We start from the raw sequence: 17,491 nt of genomic DNA on the forward strand, positions 1-17,491 counted from the left end.
AGTCATTGGGATTTGGGTTAGCGCTATGCCCAGCCAAGAACAAAGCAAAAAAGCCGCCCTCATCCTGTAAGGGCGGTCTGCTCCGGCGGGCAAGCCGGAAAAGGAACAATTTCCTTTAATTGGAAAATGTGATATAATAGTGATACAGGCTGAGCTGCGACGGTTAGCTCCTTCCTTTTTTGGGAAGGAGGTGGTAGGGATGTCAATCTTTGAGGCAATGTATCTCATGATTGCATTTGCGTCACTGATTGTGCTCATTATAAACCGGAAATAACTGCCCCGGCCAAGGATGCGGTTATTTCTCGATACCGTTTTAGCTGGGCTAACCGTTACCGGTTAGGCAGCCTGGCAGGCTGGCGTGTGTCGAACACGTCAGCCTTTTTATATTATACATTTACACCGCCAAATATGCAACGCCTGGAAAAACGGAAAGGGAAAAATTCTGATAAAATGTGGTGATAAGGAGGAAATCCCATGAATTTGCAGGTAATATTGCCTGACAACAGGCGGCTGGGCACCGGCTGGCGGCCGCCGCTGCCTGATCTGCGCGACTATGACGAGTCTCACCCGAAACTGGCGGCCGCGCTGGCAAAGCTGGGGATCGACGATACGGTCCCGCTGCCGCAGCAAGTGGATCTAAGGCAGTGGTGCTCCCCGGTGCAGGAGCAGGGGGAACTGGGTTCCTGCACCGCCCATGCGGCGGCAGGCATTATCGAGTATTTTGAAAACCGTTCTTATTCCCGGAGCATTACCGCCTCCCGGCTGTTTATCTACAAAAATGCCCGCAATCTCCAGGGCGTGACCGGCGACCAGGGAACCTATATCCGGGATACGATGGGCGCGCTGGCTTTGTGCGGCGTGCCGCCGGAAAAATACTGGCCCTATACCGACAAAGCGCCGGATTTTGACAAGGAGCCGACCTCTTTCGTCTACGCCGTGGCCGACAATTATGAGGCTTTGCAGTATTTTTGCCACGACGCGGCCGGCGGCGGCAAAGCCTCGGCTGAAGTACTGGCAAGCGTGAAAAAATATCTGGCTGCCGGTATTCCGGCGATGTTCGGCTTTTATGGCTTTCCTTCGTTTGCCGAGTCGGACGTGGCCGGCGGCATTCCCTACCCCGGCGCGGCCGAACAGGCGGAGTGGGGGCACGCGGTGGCTGCCGTGGGCTATGATGATGCTGTCGTCATCAAAAATACTAAGTACAACCAGGAAACTAGCGGCGCTCTCTTGATCCGCAATTCCTGGGGCAGTGCCTGGGGTGAGGCGGGCTATGGCTGGCTGCCTTATGCGTATGTCCTGAATAAGCTGGCGAGTGATTTCTGGTCGCTGCTCAATATGGAATGGCTGGAAGCCGATCAGTTTGGAATTTAATACCGGAAAGGAAGGGAAGGTATAACCATGAGCATCATCGACTGGTTTAAAAACCTAATAAAAAGAGAGGCCAAGCACTATGTGTTTACTCCCATCGCAGCTGATATTGAGCCGATTGCGTTTAAGGAGGGACAGCACTATTTCCGCCTGCGGCTGGCGGAAATGTTCTTAAAGGATGACCGTAAATTATTCCGCAACTATGTCCCGGTGGTTTCTTCCAGCGTGCAGCTGCAGTTTGGTTCCAATGCAGCGCAGGAATTACCCTATATTGCCGGGCCGCTTACGCTTGATCTTGACCAAGCTTCCCTGGGAAAAGGGGTACAGCTCAATTATTCCTTAACAAACCTGGTGCCGTATCACGGCGGCAACGTAGCCATTAGTGCCGCGTTACTGGCCTATGTTGCCAAAGACTACTTTCAGGAATTTCTCAACATAAGTAACAGTATTGCCACTTTATTGACTACCGGCCAGCTGTCGACAACTCTCAAGGTCGTTGCCAGTGCTGTTAGCGGGATGCAAGATTTATTCGATGCCGGGGATAAAGAGATTCATCTGGTGTTTCACAACGAATATTCAGGTACTGACAGCCTTGGCGGGGTATCCTTGCAAAACGGCTATTTCGCGGTCATTGCCGCCGATGCGGCCAAGTTTGAAACAGAAAAATTATTTGTGAAGGATTCACAACTGCAGTTCGGCGATGATTCGCAATCGGCCAAACCACTCACTGGTTACGACTATATGTTGTTCCTGATTGAAGCGGCCTTGTATCGGGATGATTTCCGGTATTTCGACGATTATAGCAGTCTCATGGATACGGCGATTGAAAAAGGCATGACTAACAAAACAGACGGCGATACGATCCTCAAAACCGTCATGCTGGCGGTCTTCAAATCCGATGATTTGACTTACGTCGATAAAACGCGCGTTGCGACCGCGTTAAAAAAGGAGTATGAAGAGCGGATATCCTTCCAAAGCAAACCAGGCAGCAAAACAGGCAAAAATACGCAATGGCTGAATGACAGGGCGTTGGCACTTGATCCGGAAATGGTATCGCGGCAAATTTCGCCGGTTTTGGCCGATGAGAATTTGAATGATGCGGCCATTGCTGATAAGATTCTTGCGCTGGTTATAAATGCAGAAATAGAATAGAAAATGCCGCCTTCACTAGTAAGGCGGCACTATGTCGAGGCAAGACAACCAACGTGAAAAAAATTTGCGTTGAATAAAAAAGCAAATGGGGGAATTTTTATGAAAATTGTGATTGATCCTGGCCATTCCGGGCCGGTGGAGCCGGGAGCGTGCGCCGAAGGCGTGCAGGAGTGCGATGTGGTGCTGGCAATTGCCAAGCTGCTGCCAGAGCAGTGCTGTGAACAGGGTTATGAGTTTTTACTTACCCGCAGTGGCGACATTATGACCGATGATTTGTCTTTCCGGGCGGAATTTGCCAATACAAACAGGGCCGATGTGTTTATCAGCATTCACACTAACAGTGCAGAAAGTCCGGTTGCCCATGGTACGGAGGTTTATCATTATCCGGACAGTGTAAACGGCGAGCAGCTGGCGGCCTGCCTGCAGGCCCGGCTGGTAGAGAAACTGGGAACAGCCAATCGTGGCGTAAAAGAAGCTAATTTCCAGGTGCTTAGGGAAACGGACTGTCCGGCGGTGCTGGTGGAAGTGGCCTTTATTTCTAATGAGAGCGACCGGCAATTGCTGACAAGTAATGCGGGACAGTTGGCAGCGGCGGCAGCTATAGCCAGTGGGCTGGCGGATTATTTTTCTAAATGAATGATTAATGTCCTGGATTCTATTTAGAAAGTATTGACAAAATAGTAGCTTCTCTGTAGTATTACTACTATAAGTAGTAGTAATTTTATAGTATTGAGTTAGGTGCCCTAAGGGGCTTAATAGGGAAGACCGGTTAAACGCCGGCGCGGTCCCGCCACTGTAACGGGGAGCAAGCTTAAGATATGCCACTGGGACGATAGTCTTGGGAAGGTTTAAGCACGCAATGATCCGAAGTCAGGAGAACTGCCTATCTGACAATCACCGTTTGTTACCCACGAGGTATGGGGAGGGGATTACAGTAGGCACTTTTAAGTGTACCTAGTTTAATTCGCTCCTGGCTAACCGCCAGGAGTTTTATATTAGCTTACTGGTTATCACCACTCCTGATTATAAACGGTCAAGAGTTTTAATTTTTACAACAATTATAGTAACACGACAGGAATAATACTATGGATATATCATTAGCCTTATCAGATGTTTTAATAATGTGGAAAACAGCATTGCCGGCCATGTTTTTAGGCTGTTATTGTGGTGTTGTACTTAAGAGCGGACGTTTTTTTTCTTGGTTCAGCAAAGTGTTGCGGCCAATGACAGCATTGGGCAAATTGCCGGAAGCTTTAGGTCCGTTCTTTATTTTATGTTTACTGAACAGGTATGCGGCTAATGCTATGCTGGCGGAAATCGGCCGTAACGCTATTGTAAATAGAAGTGGCATCATTGCTGTTTATCTGATGGGTTCTCTGCCTACCGGGATCTATTTCACTATCTTTTATTTCAGTCCAGCTTTGATCGCCGGTTTGGGCTGGAAGCTGGGCATGGCGTTTATCGCGATAAACATTGGCATGAGTGCACTTGTAACAGTAATTGGCATCTTATGGAATCGCATTAACTTCCGGCAAGATGACGGCAGCAAGCCGGATCACCGGCAGGCATTTTCCGGTACGACAGCCGACAAGACCGATCTGGTAGTTGCGGCCAAGACAGCCTTTTGGCAGTTTTGGGATATAGTCGTAGTCTTTATGCCTGTTACGTTTGCCTTTGCGCTGTTTATGCATACAGATATCATTAATGAGATTCTGGCAGGTGTTGCTCCTGGTTTACACGGGGTTCACCTGACCGCAGCCGGAGCTTTAGTCATTTTGGCCGGTATACCTACGCTGATAGCGGCTATAGGTGTTGCCGGAACGCTGCTGCAAAGCGGCGCACTGGTGGCGGAGGAGATAATTTTTACGCTTTTGGTGGCGTCCTTTTTTCATAATGTATATGATGCTGTATCCCGTGTATTACCGACAAATGTTTCGATATTTGGCGTCAAGCTGGGTGTTATTCTTACTCTTGCAGGTACCGCTATTTATCTTGCGATGGTGGTGATAACTGCCGGTATTGCCTTGTGTGCAAGAGCTGTCTGATGGTGAATTTTGTAAAAAATGATTGACAACCTTGTCAATCATTGATATCATTAATTAAAATTTAGAATATTATGGTTTCAACAGTCAACTGAATATATTGAGATAGGTGCCCATTAGGGCTTAATAGGGAAGACCGGTTAAAAGCCGGCGCGGTCCCGCCACTGTAACGGGGAGTAAGCTTAAGATATACCACTGGGACAATAGTCTTGGGAAGGTTTAAGCAAACTATGATCCGGAGCCAGGAGAACTGCCTGTCTGACAATCACCGTTTTTCACCCACGCGGTATGGGGAGGGGATTACAGTTAAGTGCTATTACGTATTTGCTGAATTCACTCCTGGCTTTAAACCAGGAGTTTTTTATTTTACTTTACTGTTCCATTCCCGGCTTTTTTACTGCCGGGAATTTGTTTTTGCCGCTCCCTTTGACCACAATTGTTTAAGTATGTCTTATTTGGTGTGGGTTATAAAACCTGGAGGATGATAATGAAGCATTAGAAACTAAATTAATTTTTGTTCTTACTGTAAAAAGGCAAATACAAGAATAGGGGAAAATTGATGAAAAAGAAAACGATTATTGCTTTGTGTGCCATATTCAGTGTAAGTATGGCCGGGACTTCACTTGCCGTCCCGGCAAATCTTTTTGCTGTAGTTCCGGAAAAACACTGGACCTATAGTGCTATCAGCCAATTGGCGGAAGCGGGTCTTGTCGAAGCCTTTGGCGGTGGCGCTTATAAAGAAAATATTATCTTAACACGCTGCGAAATGGCAGCTATTGTAGCAAAAGCCATGGCAAAATCAGCTCAGGCTGATGCGGCGTCCCAAGCCACAATTGAAAAACTTAAAGCTGAATTTGCGCCTGAATTTAACCTAAGTGAAACAAGTAATGTTGCCAGCCGGTTAGATAAAGTAGAGAAAAATGCATCGCCGATAAATATCACCAATGGTGATGTCCGGATTCGTTACCAAAGTAACTGGGATCAAAAAGCTAAAAGTACTGATAAAGACGCAGACACACGCATCCAGGAGCGAGTGAGACTAAATATTGCGGCAGATATAACCGATAATCTAAAATTCAATAGCCGTCTTTTGGCAACACATACCAGTAATAAGCGCGCTGCCAATGGTTCAAGTAAAAGTTCAACTTATGCCAATCCTGCCTTTGACCGGGCTGAACTGCAATGGAAGAATAAGCAGATTACCGTTGCTCTTGGTCGCATAGTGCCATCTTTGGGCCAGGGAATTATCTGGGATGGCAACTCAATTGACGGAGCCTACGCCACCTATGATTTTGGCAGGGCCCAACTAGCAGCCGGCTATGGTGATTTAGCCGCCTATACAGGCAGTGGGGCCGCGACAAACGCAGCCTTAGCTAATCTGGATGTAAAAATTGGCCAGAATACTAACCTGACTGTCGCTCATCTGGATACCATGACTAATTCTGTCGGGTACAATTTTAACCAAACAGCCTATGGTTTTACAACAAAAACCGGTGACGTTACTGTTAGCGGCGAATATGTAGAAAACAATCATGACAAATTGCCGTCAGATGCTCAAAAGCATGGCTACTGGGGCAGGGTACAATGGAAAGGCATCGACAACAGCAAGCCTGGTTCCTATGGCATCAATTTTGATTATCTAAGTCTGGGAAATTATGCGGTTGATTCAACTAACAACCCAGGCACTTTGGTAGTAAACGGCGGTAATGGTATTGGTGGTGCAGGAGCCAAGGGCTTTGGCCTTGGCGTGCAATATGTATTTGTCAAAAACGCCAATGTTGAAGCCAGATATTATAATCTAAAACCATATGATGAAAACAAAGCCGGCTTTAGTGAGTATAAACCTTCGTATCACTTGATTACCAACTTTAAATTCTAAAAGAATAACGCTGGTTCTTTCTGCTTTTATGCTAAAACGTGCCACGGATTAAGGTTTTAGTTTATGAAAACGATTTTATACGGATTTTTATCAGAGGAGATGGTGTTTTGAATCGAAAAGAGATTGTACATCGCTTGGTACAGATGCTGCTTGCTCTTGTCGGTGTGAGCTTTCTAACATTTTGCCTGATGTATCTGTCGCCGGGAGATCCGGTAGAGATGCTGCTGGAGGTAGGCGATACCATTGTTTCAGAGGAAACGATTGCGGAGACGCGGGCGCAGCTGGGCTTGGACCAGCCTTTTCATATACAGTATATCCGTTGGTTTACCGGTGTCTTGCAAGGGGATATGGGCATGTCGTACTCGGCGAAGATACCGGTAGCCGAGCGCCTTTGGCAGTGCCTGCCGGGAACGTTGGTGCTGGCAGGCTCGGCTTTGGTGATGATGCTCCTGATTTCAGTACCTTGCGGGATTCTTTCCGCCGTGTATAGAAACCGCATGGTTGATTATCTGATCCGTGGAATTTCGTTTTTAGGCGTATCCATGCCAAGCTTTTGGGTGGGACTCATCCTCTTGTATGTTTTGGGGCTGAAGCTGAGGCTTTTTCCGGTCGCAGGCGGTGTAGTGTCGCTGGACAGGATGGTGCTCCCCGCCCTTACGCTGGCCATTGCGATGTCGGCTAAGTACACGCGGCAGGTACGTACGGCCGTTTTGGAGGAACTGGGACAGGATTATATTATTGGTGCAAGGACACGGGGCTTTCCCATGCGGAAGATTCTCTGGCGGCATGTGCTGCCCAATGCCTGTCTGCCGCTCGTTACGCTGCTGGGACTGTCGATTGGCTGGCTACTAGGCGGTGTGGCTGTTATTGAGATGGTTTTTTCCTGGCCCGGACTTGGCAAGATGGCTGTACATGCCATAGAGATGCGTGATTATCCTCTGGTACAGGGCTTTGTTCTCTGGATTGCCATCTTGTATACAGGGATTAATTTATTGGTTGATATTTCCTATACCTATCTTGATCCGCGGCTGAAGAAAGGAGCATGCTGAGTGTTATTGGGGACACAGGATAAGTTTTTATTTGGCTTGTATACGTTTTTTGTTCTTTTGATTGCAGGTCTTGCGCTATTTGCACCATGGCTGGCACCCTATGATCCTTATGAGGCGACAATGCGGCATTCGCTGATGGCGCCGTCGGCGGAACATTTATTCGGCACGGACAAGCTTGGACGCGACTGCCTGACGCGTATTCTTTACGGGACGCGGACCTCACTGATGATGACCGTGTCGCTGGTTGTCATTATTTCGGGGCTAGGAACGTTTATCGGTGTAATTTCCGGCTATTGCGGCGGCAAGGTGGATATTGTGCTCATGCGAATTGTGGATATGATGCTGGCCTTCCCGGGGATTGTGCTGGCTATTGCAATCGCCGGTATAATGGGCGGGACTATACTGAATACGATTTTAGCACTGGCTGCAGTGAGTTGGACTAAATATGCGCGGTTGGGACGCAGCCTTACGCTGAAATTGCGCGAACGTGATTTTATCGCGGCAGCTGTAACCAACGGGACAAGGCCGCTGCAGATTCTGCGGCGTCATATTTTGCCGAATATCCTGTCTACGATTGTCGTAACAGCTGCTATGGACATCGGAACGATGATTATGGAACTTGCCGGGCTATCTTTTTTAGGCTTTGGAGCTCAGCCGCCGACACCGGAATGGGGCCTAATGCTCAATGAGGGAAGGCAGCATATCCAGACAGCTCCCTGGCTGATGCTTTATCCGGGGGCGGCAATCTTGATCGTTGTGGCGATATTCAATCTTTGGGGAGACAGCCTGCGCGATATCATGGACCCGCAGCGGGCAAACTGAGTAAACATAGAGAGGGATGAAGTTTGTGAAAAATTGGGGGAAATTTATTTGCGTTTGTCTGTTATTTTGTATGGCGGCAGTCTTTATGGCAGGTTGCGGAGGCAGCAGCAAAAAGGAAGCCGACAAGAAGATGCTGAAAATTGGTGTGACAAATTTTGCGGATTCGCTCGAACCGACAGAAAATTATTTTGGCTGGGTCGTCATGCGCTATGGCATGGGGGAAAGCCTTACAAAATTTGACGAGAAAATGAATGTAAAATCCTGGCTGGCTGAAAGCTGGCAGATTAGCGGGGACCATATGACCTGGACCTTCAAAATCAGGGATGGGGTGAAGTTTTCGAACGGCAAGCCGCTGGATGCAGCCGCTGTCAAGGCTGCTTTGGAAAGATCCTTTGATAAAAATAAACGTGCGGCGACATTCTTTAAGTATAAGGAAATGCTTGCTGATGGTCAGAATCTTACGATTCGCACAGAAAAACCGGAGCCGAATATGCCGGGGTTTTTAGCTGATCCGCTCTTTTTGATTGTAGATGTAGCATCTGAATCCGGACGTAATTTTGCAAAAGAAGGTCCGATTTGCACAGGCCCCTATATGTGCGAATCTTTCGTCAAGGATAAAGCGGTTATGGTAAAGAATCCCTACTACTGGGACGGTGAAGTACCGTATGAAACCGTCGAAATCCTGTCTATTGATGATCCCAATACACGTGCAATGGCGTTGCAGTCCGGTGAGGTGGACATGGCAGTCAACATTGCGGCAGGCGACATTAGCCTCTTTAATGATAGTGCAAAGTTCCATATTGACAGAATTTCTTCTTTGCGCACAGTGCTTGCGCGGATCAATCAAAAGGGCGTCCTTGGCGATCCGAAGGTCCGTGCGGCGTTCATCAGCGCCTGCGATCGCAAGGCATACAATGAGGTTATTTTGAAAGGCACCTTTATCGAAGGGAAAGCTCCGGTTCCACCTTCAATGGATTATGGTTTCGACCAGCTTAAAGACCCGAACAGCTACAATGTCGAACGCGCAAAACAGCTTTTGGCAGAAGCAGGCTGGAAGGATACGGACAGTGACGGCATACTGGAGAAGGCGGGTAAAAAGCTGACCGTAGATTTTGTTGTGTATAACAGCCGCGCGGAGTTGCCGATTTATGCAGAGGCCGTGCAAGCAGATGCGAAAAAAATCGGTTTTGATGTAAAAATCAAGACGGTAGACTATAATTTGATTGACAAGCTGGGAATTAGCGGCGAGTATGGCCTGCTGATTTCCAATATTACAACGGCAAATACCGGAGATCCCGAGATTTTTTTGAACTGGTATTGGAGAACAAATAGTAACGGCGATAATCCGCAGAACGGTTCCGGCTACAGCAATCCCAAACTGGATGCGAAGTTTGCAGAACTCTCTACCGAATTTGATCATCAAAAGCGCCGCCAGCTCATTATTGATATTCAACAGATCATTATGAACGACGGTGCAGCCCTTTTCTTTGGGTATCCAGAAACCAACATCATCAGCTCGACCTCGCTTGAAGGCGCAAAAATGTATCCGTCTGATTATTACTGGCTGACGAACAAGATTAGACCAGCAAAAAAATAAGATTGAATGAAGGAGAAGCGGGATGTTGCTAGAGGTATCAGAGCTTTTTGTATCCTATGCGGAGCATGAAATTGTCCGGAATGTGAATTTGTCACTTGATGAAGGAGAAGTCTTGGCGATTGTGGGAGAAAGCGGCAGCGGCAAGACAACCGTTGTCCGCGCAATCCTTGGCTGCCTGCCACATGAGGGCCGTGTGAACGGCGGAAGGATTCTTTTTGAAGGTAAGAATTTATTGGAAAATACACCTGAAGAATGGTGCCGTCTCTGTGGAACAAAAGTTGCCATGGTTTTTCAGGAGAGTGGCAGTATGCTGGACCCGATTCAGTGCATCGGTCAGCAATTCGTTGAGTATATCTGTGAGCATTCGCCGATGACGAAAAGGGAGGCAGCAGAGGCGGCAAAGGGTATGCTCAGAAAGATGCATCTGCCCAATCCAGAAAATATCATGAAAAGTTATCCGTTTGAACTAAGCGGCGGTATGCGCCAGCGTGTCGGTGTGGCCCTGGCAATGTTTTTTAGGCCGCGCCTGCTGCTGGCAGATGAGCCGACCTCGGCCCTGGATGTTACGACACAGGCACAAGTGGTGAAGGAAATGATGGAGATCTGCCGCCAGGATAAAACGGCTATTATCCTTGTTACACATAATATCGGTGTGGCAGCCTATATGTCGGATATGCTGCTGGTCATGCGCGAAGGACAAATTGTAGAGGCCGGCAGAACGGATGATGTCATCGCACAGGCGAAGTCGGCATATACAAAAGAGCTTTTAGATGCTGTACCACAGGTTGGAGGGAAAAGATATGTCGGCTGAAAGGGAAAAAGTCCTGGAAATCAAACATGTCGTAAAGCGTTTCCCGGTGTCTGACGGACGTATGCTGACAGCCTGCAATGATGTATCGCTGTTGCTTTATCAGGGAGAAACACTGGGTGTTGTCGGAGAAAGCGGCTGCGGCAAGAGTACACTTGTAAAACTGATTATGCAGTTGTATGCGCCAACGAGTGGGGCGATCTGTTATCGTGGCAAAGACCTTACGCAGCTTAATGGAGAGGCTATGCGGCAGAGTCGGAAGCATATCCAGATGGTATTTCAGGATCCTGCGCAAGCTTTCAATCCGAAGATGAAGATAAAAGATATCCTCTGCGAGCCGCTGCGCAATTTCAATTTGATAAAAGAAAACGAAACAGGAAAAAAGGCCGGAGAGCTTTTAAAATTAGTGGAATTGCCGGAGGATTTTGCAGAACGCTATCCAGGAAATATGAGCGGCGGACAGCGTCAGCGCATCGGAATTGCCCGTGCGCTGGCACTGGCGCCGGAAATCCTCGTTTGCGATGAGGCAACAAGCGCGCTGGATGTATCTGTTCAGAAAAAAATCGTGGAACTTTTGGTCAGAATACAAAATGAAAAGAACCTATCCATGATTTTTATCTGCCATGATTTGGCGCTGGTATCACAGATAAGTCATCGTATCGCTGTCATGTATCTCGGCAATATCGTCGAGGTACTTGAGGGCGGCGCACTGAAAGCGGCAAAACATCCTTATGCGAAGGCGCTTCTGCAGGCGGTTTTTCCGGTGACGAAAAAAGGGGCTGCAGAGATTCGATTGCTTAAAGGAGAGATCCCAAGTCCACTGGCTTTGCCGAGCGGGTGCCCGTTTCAGACCAGGTGCCCGGAACGCAGGGAGATTTGCAGGCAAGAAAAACCGGTGCTTAAGGAGATTTCTAAAAGACACAGTGCTGCCTGTCATTTCATTTTGAATTGAAGACCGGTGTAACACCGGCGCGGTCCCGCCACGCTATTAAGGGAAAAAATCACACAATATACATTTACAAAATACCCTGAAAATGCTAAGATTTGACGTAGAAAAGCGAATTTTGAAAATTCGCAGATATGACCGATGTCATATTAGCGTTTTAAACGACAAGCATAACAGCATAGATGATAAAAATATGGTATGAAGCCATTGGGAGCAAAAGACTGCGCCCTCTGTTTTCATACTTATTTTGTTGTCCAATAGGCTGTTGACAGACTATTTGGGGGAGGGTACTATGGATAAGGACGGAAAAAGAGTTTGTCTGGATTGTTTCGAAGAATATAGCCGGGGCTGGTGAACGATGAATATTGATTATTTTACGGAAGCCTGGAAAAAAGATCTGTCCGAATTAGAGGATACACAAGCATTCTGGAATATGCGGGCCGATGATTTTAATAAGCAGCATGGTAATCAAAAACAGGGTGAAAACCGGCGGGAGCAGGTGATTGAGTTCTTAGCAAGCCGGAATATGCTGCCTGCCGATGCGAAAATTCTTGACATTGGCTGTGGTCCGGGCAAGTATTCTATTGCCTTTGCCCAGAGAGCCAAACAGGTAACAGGGATTGATATTTCGCCTAAAATGCTTGAATATGCCAGCGAGAATGCCAAGCAGCATAAGCTGGATAATGTACTTTTTGAACTGTCACCATGGGAAACCCTCAAGCTGGAGGAGTGCGGCTGGCAGAAAAAATACGACCTGGTGTTTGCTTCTATGTGTCCTGGCATCAGCAGTGCCGACAGCCTGCTGAAAATGTGCCAGGCCAGCAAGGGCGCTTGTTTTCTCAGCAGCTTTGTCGAGCGGAAGGATGACCTGCGGGATAAGCTGCATCAAGAGGTGTATGGCTGCGACCCTGATCACCGCTGGGGAAAAAATATCTACTATGCCATTAATGTACTGTGGCTGTCAGGCTACTATCCGGAAATCACCTATTATGATAATGAGTTTGACCATGTTTGGCCGCTGGACAAAGCCATTGAATTGTACAGCCACCAATTAAAGCGCATGACAAAATCAGGACAGAACCCCGGGGACATTGAAGAAAAAATTTCCCGGTATCTTGTCAGCATAGCGGTTGACGGGTTTGTATCTGAAAAAGTGCAGTCCAAGGTTGCCTGGCTATGCTGGAAAGTATAAGTCCGGCAAAAATGGAGATGCAGCTGTAAACACTACCAGTCTGAGTTCTTTGGAAGCGGAAATGAACGGATATTTTGTTCAGGACAACTGGCAGCCTTTTTATTTATTAGATTTCATGAACAAGCCCTGGGATTCTATTTAGAAAGTATTGACAAAATAGTAGCTTCTCTGTAGTATGAATACTATAAGTATTAGTAATTTTATAGTATTGAGTTAGGTGCCCTAAGGGGCTTAATAGGGAAGACCGGTGAAACACCGGCACGGTCCCGCCACTGTAACGGGGAGCAAGCTTAAGATATACCACTGAAACAACCGTTTTGGGAAGGTTTAAGCAAGCCATGATCCGAAGTCAGGAGAACTGCCTAACTGACAATCACCGTTTTTCACCCACGCGGTATGGGGAGGGGATTACAGTTAAGCAGTTCTTCTGGGATATTCTCAAGAAGTTTGCGATTTAGCTGAATTCACTCCTGGTATAAAAACCAGGAGTTTTTTATTAGCTACTGTAGGAAACTCCCGGCTGCTTGGGTAGCCGGGAGTTTCCTATCTTAACAGAATATTGACAGAGTCAGGTGCCCGTAAGGACTTAATAGGGAAGACCGGTGAAACACCGGCGCGGTCCCGCCACTGTAATGGGGAGCAAGCTTAAGATATGCCACTGGGATGAAACCGTCTTGGGAAGGTTTAAGCAAGCCATGATCCAGAGCCAGGAGAACTGCCTGATTAACAGTCACCGATTTACCCACGAGGTATGGGAAGGGGATTATAGGTATGTAACAAGTTTTCGCGGGACCTTCCTTACTTATATAAGGGAGGTCTCTTTTTATTATGCAGACCAAAACAATAGTAAGAGCTAAATGGATGAAACTAACAAGGAGATGAATTGACGTTGCAACATACTGCTGTATATCCGTTTACTGCCATTGTTGGACAAGAGGACATGAAACTGGCGCTCATATTAAATGTAATTAACCCCCTGCTGGGCGGGGTACTAATCAAAGGGGAAAAAGGCACAGCCAAATCAACAGCCGTCAGAGCGCTGGCCGATCTATTGCCTGCCATGGAGGTTAGCAAAAGCTGTCCTTTCCATTGTGATCCGACAGATAGCAGCCATTGGTGTGATGTCTGCCGGGAAAAAGCGGGACAGGATCATGGTCTGCCTGTTCAGTCTGTCAAGATGCGGGTGGTAGAGCTGCCTGTTAGTGCAACTGAGGACCGGGTTGTTGGCACGCTGGACATTGAACATGCCATCAAGCAGGGGGAAAAGAAATTTGACCCCGGCCTGTTAGCTCAGGCTAATCGCAATATTTTGTATGTGGATGAAATTAATCTTTTAGATGACCATGTTGTTGATGTGTTGTTGGATGCCGCCGCCATGGGAGTCAATACTGTGGAACGCGAGGGTGTATCTTATTCCCACCCGGCCCGGTTTGTGCTGGTAGGCACAATGAACCCGGAAGAAGGCGATATCCGGCCACAGTTGCTGGACCGCTTCGGGTTGTCGGTAGCTGTGGCCGGAGAAAACCAGCCCGAGTGGCGGGTGGAGGTTATTAAACGGCGTTTGGCCTATGAACAGGATACCGACAGCTTTGCCCAGCAATACCAGGTGGAACAGGAAACCCTGGCAAAAAGCATTATACAGGCCCACCGCCTGCTGCCCCAGGTAACCATTAAGGATGAGTTGCTCATGCTTGCCGCCAGACTGGCCATTGCGCTTGATGTTGATGGCCACCGGGCCGATATTACCGTTATTAAGACTGCCATGACGCTGACTGCCTTTGCCGGACGAACGGAAGTAGAGACAGGGGACGTAAACAAAGCCGCCCGTTTGGCGCTGCCGCACCGGATGCGGCGGCGCCCCTTTGAGGATGGCACATTGGACTGGGATAAAGTAGAAGCTGTGTTTGCGCAGCAATAGCCAAGCGGGAGGAATGCTATAATGCAGCGTATGATATTTCCGTTGGCGGCCATTGTCGGACAGGAAGCTGTCAAGCGAGCGCTTTTGCTTGCCGTCATCAACCCCAAGGCTGGCGGTGTTTTGGTGGCAGGGGAAAAGGGTACAGCCAAATCGACACTGGTGCGTTCTTTGGCCGAAGTTATTGGTGAAACCAAGCTGATTGAACTGCCGCTTAATGCCACTGAAGATATGGTATTTGGCGGCCTGGATATACAGCAGGCTGTAGAACACGGTGAGCGCCGCTTTTTGCCTGGCATACTTGCCAGAGCCCATAACCAGATTCTTTATATTGATGAAGTTAATTTGCTGCGCCATGACTTTTTGGGCAGTCTTTTAGATGCAGCTACGACCGGTATGCACCAAGTGGAACGCGAGGGGATTTCCTGCTTACATGAAGCAGCTTGTACTCTTATCGGTACTATGAATCCGGAGGAGGGAACTTTATCCCCCCAGATTCTTGACAGGTTTGGGTTATATGTTGCTGTCAGCCGGGAACAAAATGAAGTTGAGCGGGCTGAAATCGTACGGCGGATTCTGGATTGCGAAGCCCAACCGGTAAAATTTTGTCAGCGTTATGCTGCTGACACGGAAGAAATCAAACAGCAGGTGGCTGCTGCTAAAAGCCTGCTCCCTGATATTACTATAGCTGAACCTATGATGCTGCTTGCCGCACAGTTGTGTGCTAAGGCACATTCGGCAGGTCACCGGGCTGAACTGTTCTTATTAGAAGCCGCCCGGGCGATTGCAGCACTTGCCGGGCGCACCTATTTATTGCCTGGTGATCTGGACGAAGCTGCCTGTTATGTACTGCCGCAGCGCATGCGCCAGGAAGAAGAGCCGCTGCCACCTGAACCGCCGGAGCAAAACCAAGACCAAGATCAGGACAAGGATCAGGGAAACCAGCCCCCACCGCCGCCATCTGATTCGCCTGCAGAACAGCAGGAGGAATCGGCAGAACAGCCTGATCTGCCTGCTGAGCAGCCGGAAAGCGAGGGCAGCGACCAGGAGAAAGTGGCAGAGATTGCTACAAATTTTCCTTTTATCCGGATGGATTTAGCACTGCCCCAGGATCGACAGGAACGCCGGGGCAGCGGCAAACGCAGTTTGACACGCACCGATACCAGGCAGGGACGTTATGTCCGTTCAGGTATCCCGAACGGGCCAGTGACTGATTTGGCCTTTGATGCTACTTTGCGGGCGGCTGCGCCTTATCAGAAGTTCCGTGCCAAAAACAAATGCGCCATTGCCATTGAGAGTGAAGATTTACGGCAAAAAATTCGCGAAAAGCGCATTGGCAGCACCTTCTTATTTGTCGTGGATGCCAGTGGTTCTATGGGAGCGCGTGAGCGGATGCGGGCCGTTAAAGGCGCCGTGTGCGCCATGCTGCAGGACGTGTATCAAAAGCGGGATCAAGTTGGTTTGATTGCCTTTAGGCGGCAGACGGCCGAGGTGCTGTTGCCCATTACCCGCAGCGTAGATTTGGCACAAAAATGTTTGCGCCATCTGCCGACAGGCGGTAAAACGCCACTGGCAGAAGGTCTGAGAGCAGCCTTGACCGTGCTGGCTTCCCGCCAGCAAAAAGAACAGGAAATGAAGTCGGTGCTGGTACTTGTTACCGATGGGCGGGCCAATACCGCCGCCGGCGGCGGTGATGGTATGGCTGATGCCTTAAAAATAGCCGGCAAGATAAATATGGCAGGCATACATAGTGTGGTTATTGATACCGAGAATGATTTTGTTAAGCTGGGGCTGGCCCGGGCGGTAGCCAGGGAAATGGGATCTACCTATTACAGCCTGCGGGAATTGTCAGAGCAAAATATTATGCACATTGTTAAAAATTTGTCGGAAGCCCACAGAGTGGCTATCGCTACTGAAAGGAAGGATAAGTAATGGAATTGGCGGCAGGTTTACGTTGGCGAAAAGCTATGGTTATTTCCCTGCTTGTACACAGTATTGTGTTAACCGGTGCCGGCTGGCTGGTTAATAAGGCTTTGCTGCCTATTGAGATGCCGCCGGAGACATTGATTGAGCTGGAGTTAGCCAGCGGACCGGAAGGACCGGAAGGACCGGAAGGCCCATCCTTGACGGCTGCTGCATCAGCGGCCGCCCCAGCCACTCCAGCTGCGGCCAGTCCGGCGCTTGTGCCTAATCTGCCGCAGCCCACACCGGTTCAGCCAGCACCTGCAGTTGAGTCGGTAATGCCAGAGCCGGTGGTAGCGGTTAGCGCTATGGCGTTGGTAGCCGTTGATAGTGGTGCTATTGCGGCTGCCAGTGAATCGGCTGGTGGTGATGGCGGTGGAACTTCGGCCGGCAGCGGCGGCAGTGACGGTATTTCTCAAGGAGGCCAGGGTTCCGGCGGCAATGGTATGTCCGGGGGAGGTTCTGGCAGTGCCGGGGGAGTCATTCCACCCGGAATATTGTCACGCCGGGAACCCAATTATCCAGAGCAAGCACGCCAGGCAGGTGTTGAGGGTACAGTAGTGCTCAGAATTGAAATTTTGGAGAATGGACATGCCGGTGAGGTGAGTATTGCTGAATCCAGCGGCTCAGATCTTTTAGATGCTGCTGCTGTAGCCGCCGTTCAGCGCTGGCGTTTTGTTCCAGCCAAGATGAGAGGGACAGGGCAAAGGATTGCCTGTCAAACTACCATGCCGGTAGTGTTTAAACTACGAGCGTGAA

Annotated in this window: 15 protein-coding genes and 4 riboswitches; all 15 genes read left to right on the forward strand. The window is 48.8% G+C overall.

From position 1 onward, the window contains the following. Nucleotides 1–199: 199 nt before the first annotated feature. The 15 genes from SALPA_RS33350 to SALPA_RS25720 all read left to right on the forward strand — a co-directional run bounded on the left by SALPA_RS33350 (nt 200) and on the right by SALPA_RS25720 (nt 17,490). Nucleotides 200–274 carry a putative holin-like toxin gene (locus SALPA_RS33350; protein ID WP_222428203.1) on the forward strand — a complete coding sequence of 25 codons (75 nt, stop codon included), beginning with the start codon at nt 200–202 and terminating at the stop codon, nt 272–274. Between the two features lie 200 nt (nt 275–474). Then, nucleotides 475–1,371: a C1 family peptidase gene (locus SALPA_RS25655; protein ID WP_145100767.1), complete on the forward strand. Its 897-nt coding sequence runs from the start codon at nt 475–477 to the stop codon at nt 1,369–1,371. A gap of 27 nt (nt 1,372–1,398) precedes the next feature. Then, on the forward strand, nt 1,399–2,520 hold the full coding sequence (locus SALPA_RS25660; protein WP_145100769.1) for a hypothetical protein: 1,122 nt from the start codon (nt 1,399–1,401) through the stop codon (nt 2,518–2,520). A gap of 99 nt (nt 2,521–2,619) precedes the next feature. After that, nucleotides 2,620–3,156, forward strand: coding sequence for an N-acetylmuramoyl-L-alanine amidase (locus tag SALPA_RS25665; RefSeq protein WP_145100772.1), 537 nt, complete (start codon nt 2,620–2,622; stop codon nt 3,154–3,156). Nucleotides 3,157–3,239: 83 nt separating this feature from the next. Further along, nucleotides 3,240–3,422: riboswitch (cobalamin riboswitch) on the forward strand. 183 nt (nt 3,423–3,605) lie between these two features. Further along, nucleotides 3,606–4,565, forward strand: a complete 960-nt coding sequence (locus tag SALPA_RS25670; RefSeq protein ID WP_145100775.1) for a hypothetical protein — start codon at nt 3,606–3,608, stop codon at nt 4,563–4,565. An 87-nt stretch (nt 4,566–4,652) separates the two neighbouring features. Continuing rightward, nucleotides 4,653–4,835, forward strand: a riboswitch (cobalamin riboswitch). 286 nt (nt 4,836–5,121) lie between these two features. Then, on the forward strand, nt 5,122–6,441 hold the full coding sequence (locus tag SALPA_RS25675; protein WP_145100779.1) for a putative porin: 1,320 nt from the start codon (nt 5,122–5,124) through the stop codon (nt 6,439–6,441). A 107-nt stretch (nt 6,442–6,548) separates the two neighbouring features. Next, a complete protein-coding gene (nikB, locus tag SALPA_RS25680; RefSeq protein ID WP_145100782.1) occupies nt 6,549–7,490 on the forward strand; it encodes a nickel ABC transporter permease in 942 nt (313 codons plus the stop codon). Further along, complete coding sequence (gene nikC, locus SALPA_RS25685) at nt 7,491–8,312, forward strand: nickel transporter permease (protein WP_370516723.1); 822 nt, start codon at nt 7,491–7,493, stop codon at nt 8,310–8,312. It begins immediately after the preceding gene. 70 nt (nt 8,313–8,382) lie between these two features. After that, nucleotides 8,383–9,909 (forward strand): ABC transporter substrate-binding protein, encoded by a 1,527-nt coding sequence (locus tag SALPA_RS25690; RefSeq protein WP_255451359.1) that lies wholly within the window; start codon nt 8,383–8,385, stop codon nt 9,907–9,909. A gap of 22 nt (nt 9,910–9,931) precedes the next feature. Continuing rightward, nucleotides 9,932–10,720: an ABC transporter ATP-binding protein gene (locus tag SALPA_RS25695; RefSeq protein ID WP_145100788.1), complete on the forward strand. Its 789-nt coding sequence runs from the start codon at nt 9,932–9,934 to the stop codon at nt 10,718–10,720. Then, nucleotides 10,710–11,669: an ABC transporter ATP-binding protein gene (locus SALPA_RS25700; protein WP_145100791.1), complete on the forward strand. Its 960-nt coding sequence runs from the start codon at nt 10,710–10,712 to the stop codon at nt 11,667–11,669. Before SALPA_RS25695 ends, SALPA_RS25700 begins: the two co-directional genes overlap by 11 nt. A 352-nt stretch (nt 11,670–12,021) precedes the next feature. Next, nucleotides 12,022–12,855 (forward strand): class I SAM-dependent methyltransferase, encoded by an 834-nt coding sequence (locus SALPA_RS25705; protein WP_145100794.1) that lies wholly within the window; start codon nt 12,022–12,024, stop codon nt 12,853–12,855. A gap of 198 nt (nt 12,856–13,053) precedes the next feature. Next, a riboswitch (cobalamin riboswitch) is annotated at nt 13,054–13,236 on the forward strand. Between the two features lie 172 nt (nt 13,237–13,408). Next, a riboswitch (cobalamin riboswitch) is annotated at nt 13,409–13,593 on the forward strand. 151 nt (nt 13,594–13,744) lie between these two features. Continuing rightward, nucleotides 13,745–14,773, forward strand: coding sequence for an ATP-binding protein (locus SALPA_RS25710; RefSeq protein ID WP_145100796.1), 1,029 nt, complete (start codon nt 13,745–13,747; stop codon nt 14,771–14,773). Nucleotides 14,774–14,794: 21 nt separating this feature from the next. Further along, nucleotides 14,795–16,702, forward strand: coding sequence for a VWA domain-containing protein (locus SALPA_RS25715; protein ID WP_255451360.1), 1,908 nt, complete (start codon nt 14,795–14,797; stop codon nt 16,700–16,702). Further along, nucleotides 16,702–17,490, forward strand: coding sequence for an energy transducer TonB (locus tag SALPA_RS25720; protein ID WP_145100802.1), 789 nt, complete (start codon nt 16,702–16,704; stop codon nt 17,488–17,490). Before SALPA_RS25715 ends, SALPA_RS25720 begins: the two co-directional genes overlap by 1 nt. Nucleotide 17,491 lies beyond the last annotated feature (1 nt).

It is taken from the genome of Sporomusa sp. KB1 (genome assembly GCF_007830295.1).
In the GTDB taxonomy this organism is placed as follows: domain Bacteria; phylum Bacillota; class Negativicutes; order Sporomusales; family Sporomusaceae; genus Sporomusa.